Here is a 24,037-nt window from a genome sequence, read left to right as displayed (position 1 = left end):
GTCCCGTCCCACCCTCACGGAGAAGAAAACTCATGAGCGAGAGCACCACCATCCGCTGGGAACAGGACGAGACCGGTGTCGTCACCCTCGTCCTCGACGACCCGAACCAGTCCGCCAACACCATGAACCAGGCGTTCAAGGACTCCATCGCGGCCGTCGCCGACCGCGCGGAGGCCGAGAGGGACTCGATCCGCGGGATCGTGTTCACCTCCGCCAAGAAGACCTTCTTCGCGGGCGGCGACCTCAAGGACATGATCAAGGTCGGTCCGGAGAACGCCCAGCGGGCCTTCGACACCGGCACCGCGATCAAGCGTGCCCTGCGCCGCATCGAGACCCTCGGCAAGCCGGTCGTCGCCGCCATCAACGGCGCGGCCCTCGGCGGCGGGTACGAGATCGCCCTGGCCTGCCACCACCGGGTCGCCCTCGACGCGCCCGGCTCCAAGATCGGCTTGCCCGAGGTCACGCTCGGCCTGCTCCCGGCAGGCGGCGGCGTCACCCGTACGGTGCGCCTGATGGGCATCGCGGACGCGCTCCTCAAGGTCCTGCTCCAGGGCACCCAGTACACCCCGCGCCGGGCCCTGGAGAACGGCCTGATCCACGAGGTCGCCGCCACGCCGGAGGAGATGCTGGCCAAGGCGCGCGCCTTCATCGACGCCAACCCGGAATCGCACCAGCCCTGGGACGTCAAGGGCTACAAGATCCCCGGCGGCACGCCCGCCAGCCCGCGCTTCGCCGCGAATCTGCCCGCCTTCCCGGCCAACCTCAAGAAGCAGACGGCCGGCGCCCCCTACCCCGCCCCGCGCAACATCCTGGCGGCGGCCGTCGAGGGTGCGCAGGTCGACTTCGAGACCGCGCAGACCATCGAGGCCCGGTACTTCACCGAGCTGGTCACCGGGCAGATCGCCAAGAACATGATCCAGGCGTTCTTCTTCGACCTCCAGGCCGTCAACTCCGGCGCCAACCGCCCCAAGGGCATCGAGCCCCGTCCCGTACGCAAGGTCGCGGTCCTCGGCGCCGGAATGATGGGCGCCGGCATCGCGTACTCCTGCGCGCGCGCCGGCATCGAGGTCGTCCTCAAGGACGTGACGGCCGAGGCCGCAGGCCGGGGCAAGGCGTACTCCGAGAAGCTCCTCGCCAAGGCGCTGTCGCGCGGCCGGACGACCGAGGCGGAACGGGACGCGCTGCTGGCCCGCATCACGCCCACCGCCGACCCGGCCGACCTGGCCGGCTGCGACGCCGTGATCGAGGCGGTGTTCGAGGACACCTCGCTGAAGCACAAGGTCTTCCAGGAGGTCCAGGACGTCGTCGAGCCGGACGCGCTGCTCTGCTCCAACACCTCGACGCTGCCCATCACCGGCCTCGCCGAGGGCGTCGCGCGTCCCGTCGACTTCATCGGTCTGCACTTCTTCTCGCCGGTCGACAAGATGCCGCTGGTCGAGATCATCAAGGGTGAGCGGACCGGTGACGAGGCCCTGGCGCGCGCCTTCGACCTCGTACGGCAGATCAAGAAGACGCCGATCGTCGTCAACGACTCGCGCGGCTTCTTCACCTCGCGCGTCATCGGCCAGTTCATCAACGAGGGCGTCGCCATGGTCGGCGAGGGCATCGAGCCCGCGTCCATCGAGCAGGCGGCGGCCCAGGCCGGCTACCCGGCGAAGGTCCTGTCCCTGATGGACGAGCTGACGCTCACCCTCCCGCGCAAGATCCGGGGCGAGACGAAGCGGGCGGTCGAGGCCGCGGGCGGCACCTGGCCGGGGCACCCGTCGGACGCGGTCATCGACCGCATGGTCGACGAGTTCGGGCGTACGGGCCGAAGCGGCGGGGCGGGCTTCTACGACTACGACGAGGACGGGAAGCGCACGCGGCTGTGGCCGGGGCTGCGCGAGCACTTCGCGAAGCCGGGCGCCGAGATCCCCTTCGCGGACATGCAGGAGCGGATGCTCTTCTCGGAGGCGCTGGACACGGTCCGCTGCTTCGAGGAGGGCGTCCTGACCTCGGTCGCCGACGCGAACATCGGCTCCGTCATGGGCATCGGCTTCCCGGCCTGGACGGGTGGCGCCATCCAGTACGTCAACGGATACGAGGGCGGCCTCCCCGGCTTCGTGGCCCGCGCGCGGGAGCTGGCGGCGACGTACGGCGAACGCTTCACCCCGCCCGCGCTGCTGGTGGAGAAGGCGGAACGCGGCGAGAAGTTCAGCGACGCCTGACCGGGACCGCCGCCGTACCGGCCCCGGGGCCCTCACCGGGGTCCCGGGCTCCGGGCGGCCCGCCGCCCGCGCCTGCCCCGCACACGGAGCACCGCCGCCCGCAGTCACTCCGCTGTGAAGGCGGCCCGCAGCTCCTCCCGCAGCGATCGCTGGAACGCCGTCACCAGCGCCTGGATGACGATCGGCTGCATATGGGCCGACAACGACTTCATCGCCTTCACATGCTCGGGATCCGCCTCGCGCTCGCGGTACGGCCCCCACACCTCGTCCTTGAAGAGATGCGTCAACGAGCGCGCCGCGGACCGCGTGTGCTCCAGCAGCAGGGTGCGGGCCGCGAGGATCGTCTCGTGGGCGATCGGCACGCCGAGCAGTTGTACGCCGAGGGCCAGCAGACCGGGGTCGACCCGGAAGGTGTCGGGGGAATCGGCCCGCTCCAGGACGTCCATCGCGGCGAGCCGGTCGATGTCCTCCTCGGACAGCGGCCGGCCCGCCCGGCGCTCCAGCTCCGCACGGGTCGCGTCCTCCGCCGAGTCCGGCACCCAACTCGCCACCAGTGCGCGGTGTATCGCCAGGTCGTGGGCGCTCAGGTCGGGCGGCAGCTGCTCCAGGTAGCGTTCGATCGCCGCGAGCGTCATGCCGTGGTGCTGAAGCTCCTCGATGAGCGCCAGCCGCGACAGGTGGGCGGGACCGTAGTGGCCGACCCGGCGCGGGCCGATCACGGGCGGCGGGAGCAGACCGCGCGTGCCGTAGAAGCGGACCGTTCGCACCGTGACTCCGGCCCGTGCGGCCAGCTCGTCCACCGTGAGCGTCGGCTCCCCGGTGTCCGTGTCCGTCGTCATTTCTGCGCCTCGCTTCCCACTGCTGTGCCCCGACCGCCGTGCTGCGACCAGTGCAACAGTATTGCTGTCTCACCATTGTTGTGAAAGCGCCCGCTCCCGCCGGGCTGTCAGTGGTGAACCGTACGGTTGTGCCATGGCCGGGATCACGTACGTACGGGGGGACGCCACCGCGCCGCAGGGCAAGGGCGTCAAGATCATCGCGCATGTCTGCAACGACCTGGGCGGCTGGGGCAAGGGCTTCGTGCTGGCGGTGTCCCGCCGCTGGCCCGAGCCGGAGGCGGCGTACCGCCGCTGGCACCGTGAGAGGGCCGGCAACGACTTCGGCCTGGCAGCGGTCCAGTTCGTACAGGCCGAGCCGTACGTGTGGGTGGCCAACATGATCGGCCAGCGCGGCCAGCGGACCGGCAGCAAGGGCGTGCCGGTGCGGTACGACGCCATCGACGCGGCGCTCGAAGCCGTGGCGGCCGAGGCCGCCGAGCTGGGGGCGTCGGTCCACATGCCCCGCATCGGCTGCGGCCTGGCGGGCGGGAAGTGGCCGCGGATCGAACCGCTGCTCGCCCAGCGGCTGGTGTCACGGGGGATCACCGTCACGGTCTACGACCACGGCTGAGCCGGGGGAGCGGCGCCCGCACCGCCGGTCACCGACCGGTGCTGTGCCCGGTGTGCCGTGCCGGGTCCGCCGTGATCGGGTCTTGTTGTGCCGGGGGTGCCGAGCCGGGGCGCAACGGCGTGGCCTAGGGGGCGGAGGGCACCGCGATGGACTGGGCGTGGCGGAAGATGTTGTGGGGGTCCCACCGCTTCTTCGTCTGCTGGAGGCGTGGATAGCTGCCCTTGTAGTACAGCTGGTACCAGGGCTGACGCGATGTGTTCAGGTGCTGCTCGTCGAGGAGGTCGACGTCGGGGTAGTTGACGTAGCAGCCGTCCGTGTTCGCGTCCTTCGTCGCGGGCAGGGCCGGGTCGACCACCACCGGCACCCCTCCGGTGGGCCCGTAGACGTCCTGGTAGAAGTTTCTGATCCAGCGCAGATGGGGCGCGGCGATCCCATGGTCCGCCTCGGCGTCGCGGTAGTCGTAGACGCCGTTCTTGTCGGCGTCCGTGTCCCAGGTCCAGTACACCTGGTACTGCAGCTTCATGACCGAGCTCCGCTGCGGTACGGCCGTGTCCTTCTCACCGACCTTGTTGATCGCCCCGCCGTACGAGTCGACCTGCACCAGCGCGTCGGGATTGGTGTAGGTCCCGTCGGTGAGATGACGGTGGATCGCGTCGATCTGGTGCTCGGTGAACCCCCGTGTCATGTACGCCGACTTGTACTTGCCGCAGCGGTTCGGCCCCGAGTCGTTGATGCTCTGCGTCGCTGTGAGCCACGGGAGGCGGGTCGGGACGAACAGCGCCCCCTGTGCGGGATGTTCGCCGATCGCCTGGTCCAGCGGTGTCTCCGTGATGCGGTACGTCCCGCCCGTCTTGAAGTCCTGGGTGATCCAGCCCATGAAGGCCGCCAGGCGGGCCACCGAGTCGTCCCTCGTGCCGTCGAGCTGGATGGTCAGTCCCACCTTGCCACTGCTCATGTGGGTGAGCTTCAGCAGGGTGAACAGGTCCTGGTAGGCGGCGCCGCCGAAGGAGGACGGCAGCTTCCCGGTGTGCTCGTACTCGAAGAACTGCCCGTAGCGCCGCACGAGGGCCTTGAACAGCTCGGGGTGCTCACGGAAATCCTTCCACTCCCACGCGACGGACCTGGCCAGGACCCGGGCCGGCGGTTGCCGGAGGCCGCGGAACCAGTACCGCGTGATGACGCCGAAGTTCCCGCCGCCCCCGCCCGTGTGCGCCCACCACAGATCCTTCAGCGCCGCATCGGCCGAGTCCTTGCGGGCCACCGTCTTCACGGGCCGCTTGCCGTCGGCGACGGTGACCACCTCGACGGCGTACAGATAGTCCACGGTCAGCCCGAACTGCCGGGAGAGCAGACCGTAACCGCCGCCCGAGACGTGTCCGCCGAGCCCCACCGAGTAGCAGGAGCCGCCGGGGAGGGCCAGGCCGGTCGACCGGTAGAGCTGGGTGGTGCTGTGCCAGTTCGTCGCGCCCGCCTCGATGCAGTACGCGTCCATCTCCGGGTCGAAGTAGACCTGGTTCATCCCGCTCACGTCGATGATGACGCCGACGTCGTCGGACGAGACGAAGTTCTCGTAGCAGTGACCGCCCGAGCGCACCGTGATCCGGCGCTTGGCGTTGGCCGGGTCGCCGACGAACTTGCCGACCGCGGCCACCACGTCGTCCGCCGACGCGGCCACCACCACATAGTCGGGACTGGCGATCCAGCGCTGGTTGAACCCGCGGCGCAGCGCGTCGTACCGCGCGTCGCTCGGGCCCACCTCGGTCGGAGCACCCATGACATCCCCCCACACGTAGATGGACACGCAGATCGGACGTCACGTCACCGGAAGATCCGACGCCCGCCCCGCCCGTCACTCCAAGTTACCAGTGTTGAGCTATGGGTTATGAACCCGTTCGGGTGAATGAGCGGTCTCGGCCGACGTGGTGCGCGAGTGGCGCGTGCGGGTCCATGGCAGCGGACTCGGGGGCGTGGTCCACATGCACGGTCGCGCCCGCGAGTCGGCGCACCGCGTGCAGCAGCGCGTGCTCCGCCGCCACCGCCACCGCGTGCGCCTGGACCACCGTCAGACCGGGATCGACCACCACCGAGGTCTCGGCGCGCAGGCTGTGGCCGAGCCACCGCATGCGGACGGCCCCCACCGCCCGCACTCCGTCCACCCGCGCGAGCGCCTGCTCGGCCTCGTCCACCAGCGCCGGGTCCACCGCGTCCATAAGCCGGTGCCAGACCTCACGCGCCGCGCCGCGCAGCACCAGCGTGAACGCCGCCGTGATCAGCAGCCCGATCAGCGGGTCGGCGTAGTGCCAGCCGAGCGCCGACCCGCCCGCGCCCAGGAGCACGGCGAGGGAGGTGAAGCCGTCGGTGCGGGCGTGGAGCCCGTCGGCGACCAGCGCGGCGGAGCCGATCCGCCTGCCGGTGCGGATACGGGCCCGCGCCACCCACTCGTTCCCCGCGAAACCGACGAGGCCCGCCGCGGCGACCGCCGGAAGGTGGGCGACCTCCTGCGGATCGAGGAGGCGCCGGACCGCCTCGTACCCGGCGAACACCGCCGAGGCGGCGATCACCAGCACCACGAAGACGCCGGCGAGATCCTCGGCCCGCCCGAAGCCGTAGGTGTAGCGGCGGGTCGCCGCCCGCCGCCCCAGCAGGAAGGCGGCGGCGAGCGGCAGCGCGGTCAGGGCGTCGGCGGCGTTGTGCACCGTGTCGCCGAGGAGTGCCACCGAACCGGACAGCGCGGCGACGACCGCCTGGACGACGGTGGTCGCCGCCAGGACGGCGAAGGAGACCCACAGGGTCCGCAGCCCCTCCGCCGACCCTTCCAGCGCCGAGTCGAGCCGGTCGTGCGCGTGGTCATGAAGATGCCCGCGCCCGTGTGAACGTCCGTGCTGATGTCCGTGTCCGTGGTCATGCCCGCGACCCGCCATGTGCACCACCGTGGCACACCGGCTCCCCTGCGGCCACCGTCGGAAAACGGCCCCTGACCAGGTGCGAATCGCTCGCGGTTACACGCTCAGCGCGCGCTCGCCACGACCGGGTAGTGGTCCGACAGGTTCGTGTACGTGTACCGCTTGCCCCAGCTGGACACGGTCCACGGCGCGCTCTGCTCCTTGATCACCTCGTTCGTCCAGCCCGCCGGCTTGACGTGCCCCGCCCGGTGCAGGACGTAGTCGAGGTCCTCGCGCGGGTCGTCCGGGTAGCGCTCGGAGGCGATCGAGTTGTCCGCGGTGTCGAAGGAGTACGGGTGGCCGGTCCGCGCGTCGTCGCCCGTCAGGCCGCCGTCGGCGAGCATCGTCGCGTACTCGGGGCTGTGCGAGTCGACGTTGAAGTCGCCCGCGACGATCACCTGCTCGGAGGCGGGGATGTTCTTGCCGTCGAGGAAGGCGTCGATCGCCTTGAACTGCCGACTGCGCATCTGCGCGGCCTCTCCGGCGCCGCAGCCCGGGTCGGTGGACTGGGCATGTGTGCCGACGACGTGGACGCGGGTGCCGTTCACGTCCAGTACGGCGTACACGAAGCCCTTGTTCGAGTACCAGTCGGCGCCGCACGCGTCCTTGTACACGTACTGCTCCTTGCGCACGACCGGCCACTTGCTGAGGATCGCGACCCCGCCGTCCTCCGGCGTCGTGGCGGAGTACGCGCCGCCGGTCGCGTCCCAGCCGGTCCTGCTGCGGCCCATCACCGGCGTCTGGTGCGGGTACTGCGCCGCGGCGTTGCTCTTCAGCGCGTCGGAGGCGCCGTTGTCGAACGCCTCCTGGACGACGACCACGTCGTTGCCCTGGAAGAAGGAAGCCGCCGGTATGGCCTTCGCGCGGTGGTCCTGGCCCCAGTTCGGGTAGAGGTTCTTGCTGAAGAGGAAGGCGTTGTACGACAGCACCTTCAGCGACGGCACGCCGGCGGACGCGGCGGCCGGGGCCGCGGACGCGGACGGCGCCGTCGAGGCGAGCGCGGCGGCCGCCAGTACGGCGGCGAGGGCGGCGCCGGGGGTACGGCGGAGCGCGGAGTGCGGCACTGGAACTCCCGTGGTGGAGTGGGGGGTAAAGATCGGCGCGGCACATCAAATCAGCCCGAGTTACCTTCCGGTAGCCATTGCGCGGCGAATGCCTTGCGGTACGCACACGATCTCCCCAACTGCTGTCCCCGCCTCCGCACGGGCGCTGCGCGCCCGTGCCCGGATCGCATACTTGGAGGCATGAGGACCAGGGACCGGGACCCCGCGCCACCGCCCCCCGGCGGTGTCCTGTGGTCCGTCGCCGGCGACGTGCGCGCGCTGCTCATGCTGCCCGCCGCGCTCACCCTCCAGGTCGCGCGGCCGGCCGTCGGCGCGGGCGTCGACCAGCACTCGGTCTTCCGCACCGACCCCTGGGGGCGCGGCGAGCGGTCCCTGCGCTCCCTCCAGCTGTGGGTGTACGGGGGAGAGGCCGGCGCCGAGGAGGGCCGCAGACTCCGGCAGCTGCACAAGAGCATCCAGGGCGCCGACGCGCACGGCCGCCCGTACCACGCGCTCGACCCGGCCCACTACGCCTGGGTCCACGCCACCGGCTTCCCCTGCTACCAGCACGCGCTGCGCCACCTCTTCCGGCCGCTGACCGAGGCCCAGGAGCGGCAGCTGTACGCCGAGTGGCTCCAGGTCGGCCGGGTCCTCGGCATCAACGACCGGGACATGCCGCAGACCGTCGAGGAGTTCTGGCCGTACTTCCGGAAGATGCTGGCCGACGAGGTGGAGCCGACCGTCGTCGTGCGCGAGCTGGTCGCCATCGACAGCCCGGTGCCCGCCCCCGACCGGGGACCGCTGCCGGTGCGTCTCGCCCTGCGCGCCCTGTGGCCGGTGCTGTGGCCGCCGCTGGCCCGCTTCCGGGCGTTCGTCACCGTCGGCTACCTGCCGCCGGAGGCGCGCGAGGCGCTGGGGCTGGAGTGGGACGACGTACGGGAACGCAGGCTGCGCCGGTTCAGCCGGGTCGTACGCACGCTGGTTCCGCTGCTGCCCGAGCGGCTGCGCTACCTGCCCCTGGCGCGCGAGGCCAGGGCGCGGTGGCGGAGGGACGCCGCACGCGCCGAGCGAGAGCGCTCTCAGTAAATCCACTCGGAGCATGCTCCCGCAGCCCCGATCCGTCAACACTTGAACGGGCGGCGGCCCGCCACCCCCTCAACTGCCGTCCGTGTCACATGTATTGACACTTCTATTTCAGGAGTTTTACGTTCCTTGGCATCTGAGAGCGCTCTCGGACGCCCTTCCCCCACCACCCAGAGGTGCCGTCCATGCCAGCTCCGCCCTTCAGAACCGCGTCCGCGCTGATCCTCGTCTCCGCCCTGACCGCGCTCGGCCTCGGCGCCACCGCCGCTCCCGCGGCCGCCGCCACCATCCCCGTCGGCTCGGGCAGTTACTCCGACGTGCGCCCCGCCGGCACGTCGGGACCCACCACCAACACCGGCACACCCGTCACCCCCAAGCTGACCCCGGCCGCGAAGGACAAGCCGCTCCCCACCAACGACTGGTGGTCCTCCCTCGCCTTCCAGCGGTACGGCGACAACCCGCACTCCACCCCGATGTACGGGCACCCGCTCACCTACCAGGCCACCGCCGCCGGCCTGGAAGTCGGCTACCCGACGACTCCCGCCGTCGTCGGGGACGGCCGCCAGTACGAGTACGCCCACAAGCGCGACCTGACCCTCGGCCTGACCGGCCTCAACTCGGCCGACACCAAGGCCGACGACTGGTCCGACTGGACCGTCACCCCGTACTGGTCCGACGGCGCCCGCACCCTGCGCACCACCATCGGCCACGGGCTGCCCTTCGTGTACGCCAAGGGCTCGGGCGCCGCCGCCCAGATCACCACCGCCGCCGCTCCCACGGTCTTCGCCGACCAGGGCAACGTCCTCGGCATCACCGTCGCCGGGCACCACTACGCCCTCTTCGCGCCCACCGGCAGCGACTGGAGCATCGCCGGATCCACCCTGACCGCCGGCCTCGGCGCCAAGGACTACTTCTCCCTCGCCGTGCTGCCCTCCACCGACGCCCTCGCGACGTACAAGAAGTACGCGTACAGCTTCGTCACCGGCTCCAGGGCGAGCTGGAGCTCCACGGACGGCACGGTGAAGGCCACGTACGCCCTCACCACCGAGGCGAAGGAGGGCAGCGAGAAGGGCACGCTCCAGGCGCTCTACCGCCACCAGTGGCTGCACACCTCCGACCCGCTCACCCCGTACACGTACGTCTCGCCGCGCGGCACGATGAAGGTGCGCGAGGGCACGTCCTTCACCACGAGCCAGCGGGCCTCCGGCGTGCTGCCCGCGCTGCCGCAGTCGAGCGGTGTCGACAAGGCGAGGCTGCGGGGCCACCTCAACGAGGTCGCGAACGCGGCCGATCCCTTCTCCGGCGCCACCGACACCTACTGGACGGGCAAGGCGCTGGGCCGCCTCGCCCAGCTCGTGCCCGTGGCCGACCAGATCGGCGAGACGGCGGTGCGCGACAAGCTGCTCGGCCTGATGAAGGGCCGACTCCAGGACTGGTTCACGGCCGGGGGAGCCAACGAGTTCTCGTACGACAGGACCTGGAAGACGCTGACCGGCTACCCGGCCTCGTACGGCAGCGACACCGAGCTCAACGACCACCACTTCCACTACAGCTACTACGTCTACGCCGCCGCGATCGTCGCCCAGTACGACCCGGCATGGGCCGCCGACTCGGCCTGGGGCGGCATGGTCAAGACCCTCGTACGGGACGCCGCCAACCCCAGCCGCACGGACGCCGCCTTCCCCTTCCTGCGCGGCTTCGACGTCTACGCGGGCCACAGCTGGGCCTCCGGCCACCAGGGCTTCGCGGCCGGCAACAACCAGGAGTCGTCGTCGGAGTCGACCAACCTCAGCGCCGGCCTCGTCCTGTGGGGCGCGGCGACCGGTGACGCGGCCCTGCGCGACCTCGGCACGTACCTCCTGACCACCGAGTCCGAGGCGATCGCGCAGTACTGGTTCGACGCCGACCAGCAGGTCTTCCCTTCCTCCTTCGGCCACGACACGGTCGGCATGGTGTGGGGGAGCGGCGGGGCGTACGCCACGTGGTGGACGGCCAACCCGGAGGAGATCCACGGCATCAACGTCCTGCCGGTGACCGGCGGTTCACTGCACCTGGCCGGTGAGAAGGCCGCGATCCGGCGCAACCTCGCCGAGATGGAACGCGAGAACGGCGGACCGGCCGTCGAATGGCGCGACATCCTCTGGGAGTTCCAGTCACTGGCCGACCCGGCCGCCGCCAAGGCCAAGTGGGACGCGGGCCACGCCGGCTACACCCCCGAGCAGGGCGAGTCCAAGGCGCACACGTACCACTGGATCAGCACCCTCGACACGCTCGGCGCCCCCGACGCGACGATCAGCGGGGACATCCCGACGTCCGCCGTGTTCACCAAGGGCTCGGTCCGGACGTACGCCGCCCACAACCACACCTCCACCACCCGCACCGTGACCTTCTCGGACGGCGGGAAGCTCACCGTCCCCGCCCGCTCGACCGCCACGGGCACCGGCACGGGCGGCACCGACCCCGACCCGGACCCCGACCCGCCCACCGGGAACACCTTCCAGCTGCGCACCGGCGGCGCCCTCACCACGGCCACCGGCGCCACCGCCGCCACCGACACCATCGCCTCGGCGGGCGGCGCCAACCACGACGGCACTCCGCACCAGCCGCTGACGTACACCGCCAAGGGGGTCAACGGCACGCTCAAGGCCGGCACGCCGACCGCCTTCCGCCTCCAGGTCGACGCCGGCACGGCGGTCGGCCTCGGCCAGCAGGCCCGGGTGAGCTACGACCTCACGGGCGACGGCACCTACGACCGGACGGAGACCTACCAGTACTTCGCGACCGATCCGGTGGCCGGCTGGGAGGACTACACGCAGGCGCGCGGCCTGAAGTCCGCGACCGGAACCCTCGGCGACCTCAAGGGCGGCACTGTACGCCTCGAAGTGTGGAGCGCCATCGGCAACGGCACGGCGAAACTCCGTACCGGAACGGCCGATTCGGTCCTGGTGATCCCCTTCCAGTAACCAGGACGCGCACCGGCACGCACCCCCCGAGCGGCGGGCCCCGGCAGCTCAGGCCGAGGCCCGCCGCACCAGTTCGGTCGGCATGATCACCGAGGCGGGCGCGCCCGCTCCCCGCCCGCCGCCCTCGTCCAGGACCCGCATCAGCAGCCTGACCATCAGCCGCCCCATGCCCTCGATGTCCTGGCGGACCGTGGTCAGCGGGGGATCCGCCGACGCGGCCACGGTCACCATGTCGTCGAACCCGACGACCGCGACGTCCTCCGGCACCCGCCGCCCGTGTGCGCGCAGCACCCGCAGGGCGCCGGCGGCCATCAGGTCGTTCGCGGCGAACACGGCGTCCAGGTCCGGGCGGCGCTCCAGCAGTTCCGCCATCGCGCGCGCCCCGCTGTCCACGGTGAAGTCGCCCTGCGCGGTCAGAGCGGGATCCGCGTCGAACAGGACGTCGCGGTAGCCGTCGGCCCGGTCGGTGGCGGACGTCTGGTCGCGGGGGCCCGCGATGTGCGCGACGCGTTCGCGCCCCAGGCCGACGAGATGGCGTACGGCGGTGCGGGCGCCGCCCCGGTTGTCGCAGTCGACGTACGGAAGCGCCGCCGCCCCCGCGTCCGGACGGCCGCCGAAGACGGTGGGGACCTTGGCGCGGCGCACGAGAGCGGGCAGTCCGTCGGCGTCGTGCAGCGAGAAGGCGAGCGCCCCGTCGACATGGCCGCCCCCGAGGTAGCGGGCTATCCGGTCGTAGTCGCCGGGACCCTCCACCCACAGCAGCACCAACTGGCAGTCGTGCGCCGTCAGTTCCCGGCTGATGCCGCGCACCTGCTGTTCGAAGAAGGGGTCCGAGAAAACTCTGAACTCGGGCTCGGCGATGATGACGGCGACCGCGCCGCTCTGTCGCGTGACCAGCGACCTGGCCGCCTGGTTCGGTACGTAGCCCAGGGCCTCCACGGCTTCCCGCACCTTGTCGGCCAGTGGCCGCCGCACGCCCGCGCCGCCGTTGACGACCCGCGAGGCCGTGGCACGGGAGACTCCGGCGCGGGCGGCGACGGCTTCGAGAGTGGGGCGGGAACCAGCGGACTGCTCGGGCAAGGCGGGCGCTCCTCGGCGGCTCGGGGCAAGGCTGCTGGCAGCGAGGATATCGGCGGCGACCACCGCGTGAGAGCGCTTTCACCCACTCGTGCCGGGACGCCGCCGCCCCTCGTGACAGGGACGGCGGCGCCGGTGGGACTCGCTCGGCGGCGGACGTACGGCCGGTCAGCGGTGGTCGTGCTCGTGGATCGAGTTCGTCGCGGCGATCTTCTTCCACGACCTGGGCTGCGCGGGCTTCGCGCCCTCACCGGCGTACGACCGCGCGATCCGCGACTCGGCCGCCTCCGGGGCGCCGGGCTTCGACGGCTGGTACAGCCAGGTGTCGATAAGCCCGGCGAGCGGCTTGCCCGAGACCTGCTCCGCGTACTTCACGAAGTCGGCCACACTGGCGTTGCCGTGGGCGAACTTCGCCGGCCACCCCTTCAGGATCGCGAAGAAGTCCTCGTCGCCGACCTCGTTGCGCAGTGCCTGCACGGCGAGCGCTCCGCGGTCGTACACGGCGATGTGGAACTGGTTGTCCGGGCCCGGGTCGCCCGGCTCGACGGTCCAGAAGGGGTCGTCGGCGGCCCGCGTCGCGTAGACGTGGTCGGCGAGCTCCTGCGCCGTCCCCTCGCCCTCCTTCTCGGACCACAGCCACTGGCTGTAGCGGGCGAAGCCCTCGTTGATCCAGATGTCCTTCCAGCCCTTCACGGCCACACTGTCGCCGTACCACTGGTGGGCCAGCTCGTGGACGACGACCGACACGTTCGCGCCGTTCGCGAACTGCCGCGGGCTGTAGAACGGCCGGGTCTGCGTCTCCAGCGCGTATCCGCTGGTGACGTTCGGGACGTAGCCGCCGAGCGCGTTGAAGGGGTACGGGCCGAAGACCTCGGTCAGGTACTCGGCGACCTCGGCGGTCCGCTCGACGCTGGCGCGCGCGGCGCCCGCGTTGTCACCGAGGTCCTTGCTGTAGGCGTTCAGCACGGGCAGGCCGCCCGCCGTCCTGTCCGTAGTGATGTCGAACTTTCCGACCGCGAGCGTGGCGAGGTAGCTGGCCTGCGGCTTGTTCGAGCGCCAGTTGTAGCGCGTCCAGCCGAGCCGCGAACTCTGGCTCTGCAGCACGCCGTTGCTGATGGCCTGGGTACCGTCCGGCACGGAGACGGACACGTCGTACGTCGCCTTGTCCAGCGGGTGGTCGTTGCTGGGGAACCACCACACCGCCGAGTCGGGCTCCTGGGCGGCGACTCCGCCGTCCGGGGTGCGGTGCCAGGCGGTGTAGCCGCCGATCTCCAGCTCGGAGGGCTTTCCGGCGTACCGGACGACGACCGAGACGGCCCGGCCCTTCTCCAGCGGGGCGGTGGGCGTGACGACGAGTTCCTGGTCGCCCTCCTTGGCGAACTTCGCCTTCTTCCCGTTGACCCGTACCTCGCTCACCCCCAGGCCGAAGTCGAGGTTGAAGCGCGAGAGGTTCTGCGTGGCGGTGGCGAGGATCGTCGCCGTGCCCTCCAGAAGGTCCGTCCCGGGCTGGTACTTCAGACGCAGGTCGTAATGGGAGACGTCGTATCCGCCGTTGCCGCTCGCCGGGTAGTAGGTGTCGCCGATGCCCGGAGCGCCGGGAGTGAAATCTGCGGCCGATGCCGGGATCGCCAGCAGAAGTGAGGCCGCCAGCGCGCCCGGGGCGATGAGTCTGCGGTGCACGGATGCTCCAAGTGGTCAGTTGGAAGGATCTGTTCGCACCCTATTCAGCCCGTGCGCCACCAGTCATGTCCATGGTCGCTCCTGTCACACGACTGCCATCCGGACGTCACGAGACCTCCTCCTGCCCTCTTTTGCACAGCAGTTGACCGGAGTAACTTCCAGCCCCATGCCGATATCTGCGCGGAGATCCCGCTCGAAGTGGCGAAGGCTCGTCCCGGCGGCCACGGCCGCCCTGACGGCGGTCCTGCTGACCCCGGCGGGCGCCCACGGCGCCGCGCCCAGGGAGAGCCAACCGGTCTACTCCTACGACAACGCGATCCGTGAAGCCGTGTGGGTCGACACGCGCATGGACGGCGACGGCGACGGGAAGACCGACCGGGTCGCCGTCGACATCGTCCGGCCCCGGGAACCGGCCCAGCGGGGCAGGAAGATCCCGGTCATCATGGACGCCAGCCCGTACTACTCCTGCTGCGGGCGCGGGAACGAGAGCCAGAAGAAGACGTACGACGCGAACGGCGACCCGGTGCAGTTCCCGCTCTACTACGACAACTACTTCGTCCCCCGCGGCTACGCCTTCGTCGCCGTCGACCTCGCCGGAACCAACCGCTCCGACGGCTGCGTGGACGTGGGCGGCCACTCCGACGTCCAGTCCGCCACAGCGGTCGTCGACTGGCTGAACGGCCGGGGCAAGGCGTACACCAGCCGCACCGGCGGCGAGCGCGCCGAGGCCGGCTGGTCCACCGGCGACACGGGGATGATCGGCAAGAGCTACGACGGCACCGTCGCCAACGGCGTCGCGGCGACCGGCGTCGAGGGCCTGAAGACCATCGTCCCGATCGGCGCGATCTCCTCCTGGTACGACTACTACTTCGCCCAGGGCGCCCCCCTCTACGACAGCGGCCCCGAATGGCTCTCCGACTACGTGGAGAGCCCCGCGGCCCGCGCGCGCTGCCAGGCGGTGCAGCAGCGTCTGGTCGACGAGGCGCCGCGCAACGGCGACTTCACACCGCTGTGGGCCGAGCGGGACTACGTACCGGACGCGGAGAACGTCGACGCCAGCGTCTTCGTCGTCCACGGCATGCAGGACCTCAACGTCCGCGCGAAGCACTTCGGCCAGTGGTGGGACGCCCTCGCCGACGCCGGGGTCGACCGCAAGATCTGGCTGTCGCAGACCGGCCACGTCGACCCGTTCGACTTCCGCCGCGGCGACTGGGTGCGGACCTTGCACCGCTGGTTCGACCACGAACTCCTCGGCTACGAGAACGGCATCGACCGCGAGCCGATGGCCGACGTCGAGCGCGCCCCCGGCCAGTGGTCCACGGACAAGGTCTGGCCGCCCCGCGCCACGGACGTCACCACCGTGCGCCCCGGCAAGGGCGAGGCGCCCGGCGTCGGCACCCTGTCGCTGAAGCGCGCCGCCCCCGGCGCCACGGAGACCTTCACTGACGACCCGGAGCTCTCCGAGAGCGACTGGGCGGCCGCGATCGACGCCTCCACCCCCTCCAAGGCCGGCTTCACCACCAAGCCGCTCACCCGGGACCTGCGTCTGTCCGGCTCCTCGCAGGTGACCGTCACGGCGACGCCCAGCACCTCCACCGCGCACCTGTCCGCGGTCCTCGTCGACCTCGGCCCCGACACGATCCGCGACTACACGGCCGCGGGAGAAGGCGTCACCACCCTCCCCGAGCGCACCTGCTGGGGACCGAGCACCACCGGCGACAGCTCCTGCTTCAAGGAGACGAAGGCCCGTACCGCCGACGTCGACCACACCGTCTTCAGCCGGGGCTGGGCCGACCTCGGCACCTACGCCGACCCGGCCGAAGGCCGCCCGCTCACGCCCGGCAAGCGGTACACGATCACCCTGGACCTCCACGCGAGCGACCACGTGGTGCCCGCCGGACACCGCCTGGCCCTGATCGTCGGCGGCACCGACGCGGGCCTCATCGACCCTCCGTCGACCACCCCGACCCTCGACGTGGCACTCTCCCGTACGGCCGCGGACCTGCCGGTCGTGGGCGGCGCCCGGGCGTTCGCCCGCGCCACCGCCGGCCCGCACGTCGCCGCCCCGCCGCCGGCCCGCCCCGACGGCGTCGCCGAACCGCGCCCCCGGCGCCCGATCCCCGGAGCGACCCGCTGATGCGTCCCCCAGTCCGCGCCCTGGCCGCCGCCGTCACGGCGGCGGCCCTGGCCGCGCCCCTGACGACGACCACGGCCCAGGCGTCACCGGCCCCGCCCCGTACCGGCTTCGAGCGGACCGGCGGCAGGAGCTGGACCACCCAGGCCGACGAGCAGACCTTCCTGCGCACCGTCGACCGGGCCGGCGGCCACGTCACCCTGTCCACCATCGGCGCCACCGACCAGGGGCGCCCCGTCCAGCTCGTACGCATCGCGCCCCAGCGGCGCACGTCCACCACCGTGCTGCTGATCTGCTCCCAGCACGGCGACGAACCGTCAGGTCGCGAGGCCTGCCTGACCACAGTCAGGGACCTCGCGTACGCCAAGGACCGGAAGACGCTCGACTTCCTCGCCCGCACCACGGTCCTCGTGATCCCCACCGCCAACCCCGACGGCCGCGCCGCCGGCACGCGGACCAACTCCGGCGGCGTCGACGTCAACCGCGACCACATCGCCCTCAGGACGGCCGAGGCCCGGGCCGTGGCCGCCGTCCTGCGCGACCACCGGCCCGACGTCGTCCACGACCTGCACGAGTACGGCGCCACCCCGCCGTACTACGACAAGGACCTGCTGGCGCTCTGGCCCCGCAATCCCAACACGCACCACCGGGTGCACGCGGAGGCACGCACCCTCTCCGAGTCCTACGTACGCCCGCACGCGGAGGAGGCCGGCTTCAGCAGCGGCGTGTACGGCATCTGGACGGACCCCGTGACCGGCGAGCCGCTCAAGCAGGTGGCGGGCGACGGCCAGGAGCGCATCCTGCGCAACACGGCAGGTCTCAAACACGCGGTGGGACTCCTGGTGGAGACCCGGGTGGACCCGCTGACGGAGGCCGAGAAGAACGACCCGGCCCTGAACAACAATCGGCGTGTGCACAGCCAACTCGCCGCCCTGCGGGGCGCCTTCGCCTTCATCGACGAGCGGCGCGCCCCCATCGGGGCCGCGACCGCCCGTGCCCGCGTCGAAGGCTTCGCGGACCGGGGCCCCGTCCACCTCGGGGGAGCCGACAACGACCCGCCCGAACCCGCGGAGACGATCCAGGACCCGCCCTGCGGCTACGCCCTCTCCGCGGCGCAGTACGCCGAGGTGAAGGACGAACTGGCCCTGCACGGGATCACCTCCCACCCCCGCTCCGACGGCGCGTACGTCCCCCTGCGCCAGTCCGGGCGGAACCTGGCGGCGCTCCTGCTCGACGACCGCGCGGCGTACCACCTCACAGCCGGGAGGCCCGACACCACCTGTTAGACGCGGGTCACGTGCAACGCATGTGGTAGGGGGTACAGGAGCGAAACCAGCTCAGTGATTCCCGAAAGGTGCCGCTTGTGTCGCACGAACAGAAACCGGCTCAACGGCTTCGGCTGCCGGTGAGGGCGGCTCTCCCGGGCCGTCACCCGCACGAGGACGAGACCCCCCGGACCGACCGGGTGGTGTTCGGCGTGACGGCCGTGCTCACCCTGGCCTTCGTGGTCTGGGGCTCCGTCTTCACCGGGACGCTGGAGCGCGTCTCGGACACGATGCTGAGCGGCCTCATCCACAACGGCGGCTGGGCCTTCGTCCTGGCCGCCTCCGGCTTCGTGATCTTCGCCCTCTGGCTGGCCATCAGCCGTTACGGAAGGATCCCCCTCGGCCAGGAGCACGAGGGCCCTGAATTCCGGACCGTCTCCTGGGTCGCGATGATGTTCAGCGCCGGCATGGGCATCGGCCTGATGTTCTACGGCGTCAGCGAGCCGCTCGCGCACTACATCACCCCGCCGCCGGGGACCGACCCCGCCGACTCGGCGGACGCCATGCAGACGGCCCTGGCCACCACCCTCTTCCACTGGACCCTCCACCCCTGGGCGATCTACGCCGTGGTGGGCCTGGCCATCGCGTACAGCACCTTCCGGCGCCGCAGGCGGCAGACGATCAGCGCGGTCTTCGTTCCGCTGATCGGCCAGAAGCGCGCCGACGGCACCCCCGGCCGCGTGATCGACATCCTCGCGATCTTCGCCACCCTCTTCGGCTCCGCCACCTCCCTCGGCCTGGGCGCGCTCCAGATCGGCAGCGGCTTCCGCGAACTGGGCTGGATGGAGAAGGCGGGCACCGGACTCCTGATCTCCATCATCGGAGTCCTCACCGCCGCGTTCGTCTTCTCCGCCGTCTCCGGCGTCGAGAAGGGCATCCAGTGGCTGTCCAACACCAACATGGTGCTGGCCGTGATCCTGGCGGTCTTCGTCTTCATCGCCGGCCCGACCATCCTGATCCTCGACCTGCTCCCCACCTCCCTCGCGGCCTACATCGACCAGATCCCACAACTGGCAGGCCGGACCGAGGCGGCGACCGGCGGCGGCGAGGTCTCCGAATGGCTGAGCAGCTGGACGGTGTTCTACTGGGCGTGGTGGATCTCCTGGACGCCGTTCGTCGGCATGTTCATCGCCCGCATCAGCCGCGGCCGTACGATCCGCCAGTTCGTCGGCGGCGTCATCCTCGTGCCCAGCACGGTCAGCCTGGTCTGGTTCGCCGTCTTCGGCGGTACGGCCATGAGGCTCCAGGAGCGCAAGCAGCTGGGCGACGAGTCGACCCCGGAGGGCCAGCTCTTCGGCGTGCTCCAGGAGTTCCCCGTCGCCGGCGTGATGAGCCTCCTGGTCATGGTCCTGGTCGGCATCTTCTTCATCTCCGGGGCGGACGCCGCCTCGATCGTGATGGGCACGCTCTCCCAGCGCGGCACCTTCGAACCGGCCCGGTTCGTCGTCATCTTCTGGGGCGTGGTGACGGGGGCGGTGGCAGCGGTCATGCTGCTCGTCGGCGACGGCAAGGGCGACGCGCTGGCCGGCCTGCAGAACCTCACCATCCTCGTGGCGGCGCCCTTCGTGCTCGTCATGGTGGGCATGTGCCTGGCCCTCATGCGCGACCTCCGCCAGGACCCGCTGATCGTGCGCGGCGAGATCGCCGAGGAGGCGGTGGAGAGCGCGGTGATCGCGGGCCACGAGAAGTACGCCGGCGAGTTCGAGATCCGCATCGGCCCCGGCACCCCGGAAACCGACACCACACCACCCCCCGACGACAAGACCCCCTGACCCACCCCCACCCCGACCGCCACCCCAGCCCCCCACCCACCCGAGCCGACGGGGTATGCCCCGCCCCGGCACCGCTGAACAATCCGAGGTGCCGGGAGGGGACGTGCCGGGGCGCTCCCCGCAGGGTGCCGAACGCAACGACCCCGAAGACCACACCACCCCGAACGTTCGGTACCCGAGGAGACGCCCCGGCGCGGCACCGACCCGCCCACCCCACCTCACACCCCCGACCCCGGCCCCGGCAGCCCGCCCGCCCCGCAACCACCCGGCGCTCCGGCCCCGGAAGCCCGCCCACCCCCCAACCACCCGGCCCCGTCCCGCCCCCGGTCACCCGCCCCCGCGTAGAGTCCCGCGCCTCACCCCCCCAACAACCGGGCCACCCCCCGCGCACACCCCCAAGCGACCGTCACCCCCGCCCCACCATGCCCATAGTTGTGCACGCACAACGCCCCCGAAGGCATCCGCTCCGCCTCCAACCGCACCCCACCCCCACGCACCGGCCGCAACCCCACCCGGTGCTCGAGCACCCTCGCCCCCGCCACCTCCGGCCGCACCCGCGCGCACCGCTCCACGATGCCCCGCCCCACCTCCGGCACCGCGTCCACCCCCCACGCGTCCTCCTCGGCGGTGCCCCCGAGCACCAGCCCGTACGGCTGGGGAAACAGGTAGACCGACTCCGCCGCCCCACCGCTCGCCGCGACGAACCACTCGTCCACCCCGGGGTTCTCCACCACCACCAACTGCCCCCGCACCGGCCGCACCGCCACGTCCGGCACCAGCTCGCGCGCCCCGAGACCGGTGCAGTTGACGACGGTGTGCCCGGCCGCCGGCGCCGCCTCCGCCAGCCGCGTCACCGCCCGCGCTTCCACCGCGCCCCCGGCCGCTTCCAACCGCCGCCGCAGATACCGCAGATGGACCGGCATGTCGATCAGCGGCAGGACGGCACGCAACCCGTCCGCACCGTCCGTCACCCCCGCGATCCCCGCTCCCCACGCCCCGAGCCCGGCCACCGTGGCGCCCGCCATGACCCCGGCCACGAGCCGCACACCCGTGCCGTCCGGGTCGAGCGCCATCCGCTCGTACTCCCGCAACGAGTGCAGAGCCCAGTCGGCCACCAGTTCGGCGGGATCGATCCGGTACGGCCACCACAGCGCTCCCGCCACGGCCGAACACGTCCGCTCCGCCGGATCCCGGGTCCACACCCGTACCGACCAGCCGCTCTCCGCGAGAACGACGGCGGTGGTCAGCCCCGCGACCCCGCTCCCCACCACGACCACGTCACCGCTCATGTCCGGACGTTAACGGAATCCGTGCTGCCGTGCTCACATCACGTCATGACTGGGGATACTCAGGACATGTCTGCCGACTACGCGACTTTCGGGCTGGCTCCGGCGATGCGGGCCGGCGGTGTTCTCGTCAACGGGGACTACCAAGTGCACCGCGATTTCCTGGACTTCATCGTGGACGGCCGCCCGCTGCTCCACCGGCTCTCGGACCTCGACGCGGTGTCCCCCCTCGCCGCCGACGTGCCACCCGCCATCTTCACCGCCCAGGTGCGCAGCCTGCTCCTGGAGGCCGAGGCACCGCTGCCCGCCGGGCGGTACGTCGTCTACGGCTGCCCCGAGTGCGAGAGCCTGGAGTGCGGCGCGGTGACCGCGGTCATCGAGCGGGCCGGGGACGACTTCGTCTGGCGGGATTTCGCCTGGCAGACCAGCGGGACGGCGGACCTGGAGCTGAACGGTTATCACGGGATAGGCCCGTTCCGCTTCCGCGGCGAGGAGTACCGCACGGAGCTGGAGCGGCTCCTCGCGGCCGGCGACGAGGAGCCGCCGCCCCGCCGCCGCGTCCTGCTGATCGGCGCGCGCGTCGACGTACTGGCGAAGCTGGCCGCGGCCCTTCGGACGATCAACATCGGCGCGGACATCACCGCCGACGCGGCCGACGTACCGCCCGAGGAGCTGCGGGCGTACGGGGCGGTGGCCTTCGGCAGGGCGGTGGACGAGCGGGTGCGCGCCGGCACCCGGGCGGCGTTCGAGCGGGCGGGCGCCGACGTCGCCTTCGTGGACGGCCTGGCGCCGATCGTCCCGCTGCTGGTGGCCCAGATCGAGGCCGCCCTGGACCGCAGCCCGGCCGGGCAGCGCCGCCTGACGCGGCTGGCGGCGGTGGAGGGCGAGGCGGCGGTGGAGGTGACGTCGACGTGCCGCGTGCAGCTGGTCGCGTACCGCCTGGACCGGCTGTACCGGACGCACGCCCACGAGGTCTTCGACGACGTGCTGGAACCGGGGGAGCACCGGATCCCGCTGGACGGCCGGGCGACGAAGGGCCGGTCGTACGTGGTGGCACGCACGACAGGAGCGGTCCTGGTGACCCCCACAACCCACTGAACCGGCACCGGCACCCCCACCCCACCGGCCCGCACCCTCTCCGCACCGCCCGCACCCCCTGCGCACCGGCCCGCACTACCAAACCCCCTCCCCACCGGCCCGCACCACCCGCCCCGCCCCCGCGACGGACCCCGCGAAGCCACACGGCGCCCACTCCCCGCGGCTGCCCACGGTCCCGCCCCGCCCCGCCCTCTCGGTAGGATCGGGGCCTCATGACTGCAACCCTCGTCGCCAAAGACCTCGCCGCCGGCCACGGCGACCGCTCCCTCTTCTCCGGGCTCGACCTGGTGGTCGCCCCCGGCGACGTGATCGGCCTGGTCGGCGTGAACGGCGCGGGCAAGTCCACGCTGCTGCGCCTGCTCGCCGGTCTCGACACCCCCGAGGCGGGCGAGCTGAGGCTCTCGCCGCCCACCGCCACCGTCGGCCACCTGCCTCAGGAGCCGGAGCGCCGCGAAGGCGAGACGGTCCGGGCCTTCCTGGCCCGGCGTACGGGGGTGGCCGCGGCCCAGCGCGCCCTCGACGAGGCCACCCAGGCCCTCGTCGACGAGACCCCCGGCGCCGACGACGCGTACTCGGACAGCCTCGACCGCTGGCTCGACCTCGGCGGCGCGGACCTCGACGAGCGCGCCGAGGAGGTGGCCGCCGGCCTCGGCCTGACGGTCGGCCTCGACCAGCCGATGACCGCCCTCTCCGGCGGTCAGGCCGCCCGCGCGGGCCTGGCGTCCCTCCTCCTCTCCCGTTACGACGTCTTCCTGCTGGACGAGCCCACGAACGACCTGGACCTCGACGGCCTGGAGCGCCTGGAGCGGTTCGTCTCCGGCCTGCGGGCCGGCACGGTCGTCATCAGCCACGACCGCGAGTTCCTGACCCGCACCGTCACCAAGGTCCTGGAGCTGGACCTCGCCCAGCAGCAGATCAAGCTCTACGGCGGCGGTTACGAGGCGTACCTGGAGGAGCGCGAGACGGCGCGCCGGCACGCCCGTGAGGACTTCGACGAGTACGCCGACAAGAAGGCCGCGCTCGAAGGCCGGGCCCAGATGCAGCGCGGCTGGATGGACAAGGGCGTGAGGAACGCCCGCCGCAAGGCCACCGACAGCGACAAGATGGGCCGAAACCTCCGCAGCGAGGCGAGCGAGAAGCAGGCCGCGAAGGCACGCCAGACACAGCGCATGATCGAGCGCCTCGACGTCGTCGACGAGCCCCGCAAGGAGTGGGAGCTGCGCATGGAGATCGCGGCGGCCCCGCGCTCCGGCGCGGTGGTGGCCACGCTGCGCGACGCGACGGTCCGGCGCGGCGACTTCTCGTTCGGCCCGGCGTCGCTCCAGATCGACTGGGCGGACCGCGTGGCCATCACCGGTGCGAACGGCGCGGGCAAGTCCACGCTGCTCGCGGCCCTCCTGGGCCGCCTCCCGCTGGACGGGGGCCATTCGGTGCTCGGTCCCGGCGTCGTCGTCGGCGAGGTCGACCAGGCGCGCGGCCTGTTCTACGGCTCCGAGTCGCTCCTCGAAGCGTTCTGCGCGGCAGTCCCCGACACGGAACCGGCGGAAGTACGCACGCTCCTGGCCAAGTTCGGCCTGCGCGCCGACCACGTCCTGCGTCCCGCCACGACTCTCTCCCCGGGGGAGCGGACCCGTGCCGCGCTCGCACTGCTCCAGGGCAGGGGCGTGAACCTGCTCGTCCTCGACGAGCCGACGAACCATCTCGACCTGACGGCGATCGAGCAGCTGGAGGCCGCACTCGACTCGTACGAGGGCACGCTCCTGCTGGTGACCCACGACCGCCGCATGCTGGACGCGGTCCGCACGACCCGCCGCATCGAGGTCGCGGCAGGCAAGGTGACCGAACTCTGACCCGGGCGCGGCCCGTCCGGGAAGACGGGCCGCCAGCGCCTCGGGGACGACTCCCGCACGGGCAGAACCGGGACCGTACGGCACGATCCGCCCCGCCCGTGCGGCGCCCGGGAAGGGGCCGGTGGGGG

At 71.9% G+C, this 24,037-nt stretch carries 16 protein-coding genes; 9 read left to right on the top strand and 7 right to left on the bottom strand.

Annotation, left to right across the window (positions count from 1 at the left end; genetic code table 11):
• Nucleotides 1-32 precede the first annotated feature (32 nt).
• Nucleotides 33-2,207: a 3-hydroxyacyl-CoA dehydrogenase NAD-binding domain-containing protein gene (locus AC07FK_RS18485; RefSeq protein ID WP_479105956.1), complete on the top strand. Its 2,175-nt coding sequence runs from the start codon at nt 33-35 to the stop codon at nt 2,205-2,207.
• A 104-nt stretch (nt 2,208-2,311) separates the two neighbouring features.
• Here the strand turns inward: AC07FK_RS18485 and AC07FK_RS18480 are convergent, their stop codons facing one another.
• The gene (locus AC07FK_RS18480; protein ID WP_479105955.1) at nt 2,312-3,046 is read right to left on the bottom strand and encodes a MerR family transcriptional regulator; all 735 of its coding nucleotides are present in this window, start codon (nt 3,044-3,046) and stop codon (nt 2,312-2,314) included.
• Between the two features lie 133 nt (nt 3,047-3,179).
• Between AC07FK_RS18480 and AC07FK_RS18475 the strand changes: the two genes are divergently transcribed.
• The gene (locus tag AC07FK_RS18475) at nt 3,180-3,656 is read left to right on the top strand and encodes a macro domain-containing protein (protein WP_479105954.1); all 477 of its coding nucleotides are present in this window, start codon (nt 3,180-3,182) and stop codon (nt 3,654-3,656) included.
• Between the two features lie 124 nt (nt 3,657-3,780).
• Here AC07FK_RS18475 and AC07FK_RS18470 read toward each other — a convergent pair whose 3' ends face one another.
• The 3 genes from AC07FK_RS18470 to sph form a co-directional block, all read right to left on the bottom strand.
• Nucleotides 3,781-5,430: an FAD-binding oxidoreductase gene (locus AC07FK_RS18470; protein WP_479105953.1), complete on the bottom strand. Its 1,650-nt coding sequence runs from the start codon at nt 5,428-5,430 to the stop codon at nt 3,781-3,783.
• 106 nt (nt 5,431-5,536) lie between these two features.
• Nucleotides 5,537-6,577 carry a cation diffusion facilitator family transporter gene (locus AC07FK_RS18465; protein WP_479105952.1) on the bottom strand — a complete coding sequence of 347 codons (1,041 nt, stop codon included), beginning with the start codon at nt 6,575-6,577 and terminating at the stop codon, nt 5,537-5,539.
• A gap of 86 nt (nt 6,578-6,663) precedes the next feature.
• A complete protein-coding gene (sph, locus tag AC07FK_RS18460) occupies nt 6,664-7,662 on the bottom strand; it encodes a sphingomyelin phosphodiesterase (protein ID WP_479105951.1) in 999 nt (332 codons plus the stop codon).
• Between the two features lie 180 nt (nt 7,663-7,842).
• Between sph and AC07FK_RS18455 the strand changes: the two genes are divergently transcribed.
• Nucleotides 7,843-8,727 (top strand): oxygenase MpaB family protein, encoded by an 885-nt coding sequence (locus AC07FK_RS18455; protein WP_479105950.1) that lies wholly within the window; start codon nt 7,843-7,845, stop codon nt 8,725-8,727.
• 182 nt (nt 8,728-8,909) lie between these two features.
• Entirely contained in the window at nt 8,910-11,687 is a 2,778-nt protein-coding gene (locus tag AC07FK_RS18450; protein ID WP_479105949.1) for a glycosyl hydrolase, read from the top strand.
• A gap of 48 nt (nt 11,688-11,735) precedes the next feature.
• On the opposite strand, the gene AC07FK_RS18445 is transcribed toward AC07FK_RS18450, so the two are convergent.
• Together AC07FK_RS18445 and AC07FK_RS18440 are read right to left on the bottom strand one after the other, a co-directional pair.
• The gene (locus tag AC07FK_RS18445) at nt 11,736-12,767 is read right to left on the bottom strand and encodes a LacI family DNA-binding transcriptional regulator (RefSeq protein ID WP_479105948.1); all 1,032 of its coding nucleotides are present in this window, start codon (nt 12,765-12,767) and stop codon (nt 11,736-11,738) included.
• Nucleotides 12,768-12,932: 165 nt separating this feature from the next.
• A complete protein-coding gene (locus AC07FK_RS18440) occupies nt 12,933-14,444 on the bottom strand; it encodes a M1 family metallopeptidase (protein WP_479105947.1) in 1,512 nt (503 codons plus the stop codon).
• Nucleotides 14,445-14,610: 166 nt separating this feature from the next.
• On the opposite strand from AC07FK_RS18440, the gene AC07FK_RS18435 reads away from it, so the two are divergent.
• The 3 genes from AC07FK_RS18435 to AC07FK_RS18425 all read left to right on the top strand — a co-directional run bounded on the left by AC07FK_RS18435 (nt 14,611) and on the right by AC07FK_RS18425 (nt 19,675).
• Complete coding sequence (locus tag AC07FK_RS18435; protein ID WP_479105946.1) at nt 14,611-16,581, top strand: Xaa-Pro dipeptidyl-peptidase; 1,971 nt, start codon at nt 14,611-14,613, stop codon at nt 16,579-16,581.
• Complete coding sequence (locus AC07FK_RS18430; protein WP_479105945.1) at nt 16,581-17,864, top strand: M14 family metallopeptidase; 1,284 nt, start codon at nt 16,581-16,583, stop codon at nt 17,862-17,864. Before AC07FK_RS18435 ends, AC07FK_RS18430 begins: the two co-directional genes overlap by 1 nt.
• Before the next feature lie 77 nt (nt 17,865-17,941).
• A complete protein-coding gene (locus tag AC07FK_RS18425) occupies nt 17,942-19,675 on the top strand; it encodes a BCCT family transporter (protein WP_479105944.1) in 1,734 nt (577 codons plus the stop codon).
• A 356-nt stretch (nt 19,676-20,031) separates the two neighbouring features.
• Here the strand turns inward: AC07FK_RS18425 and AC07FK_RS18420 are convergent, their stop codons facing one another.
• The gene (locus AC07FK_RS18420; RefSeq protein WP_479105943.1) at nt 20,032-20,964 is read right to left on the bottom strand and encodes an FAD-dependent oxidoreductase; all 933 of its coding nucleotides are present in this window, start codon (nt 20,962-20,964) and stop codon (nt 20,032-20,034) included.
• Between the two features lie 66 nt (nt 20,965-21,030).
• Between AC07FK_RS18420 and AC07FK_RS18415 the strand changes: the two genes are divergently transcribed.
• Both AC07FK_RS18415 and AC07FK_RS18410 read left to right on the top strand, forming a co-directional pair.
• Nucleotides 21,031-22,059 (top strand): oxidoreductase, encoded by a 1,029-nt coding sequence (locus AC07FK_RS18415; protein ID WP_479105942.1) that lies wholly within the window; start codon nt 21,031-21,033, stop codon nt 22,057-22,059.
• A 212-nt stretch (nt 22,060-22,271) separates the two neighbouring features.
• Nucleotides 22,272-23,909 carry an ABC-F family ATP-binding cassette domain-containing protein gene (locus AC07FK_RS18410; protein WP_479105941.1) on the top strand — a complete coding sequence of 546 codons (1,638 nt, stop codon included), beginning with the start codon at nt 22,272-22,274 and terminating at the stop codon, nt 23,907-23,909.
• The last annotated feature ends 128 nt before the right edge of the window (nt 23,910-24,037 follow it).

This window comes from Streptomyces sp. NPDC046122, from assembly GCF_056429965.1.
This window is presented reverse-complemented; position numbering and strand designations above follow the sequence as displayed.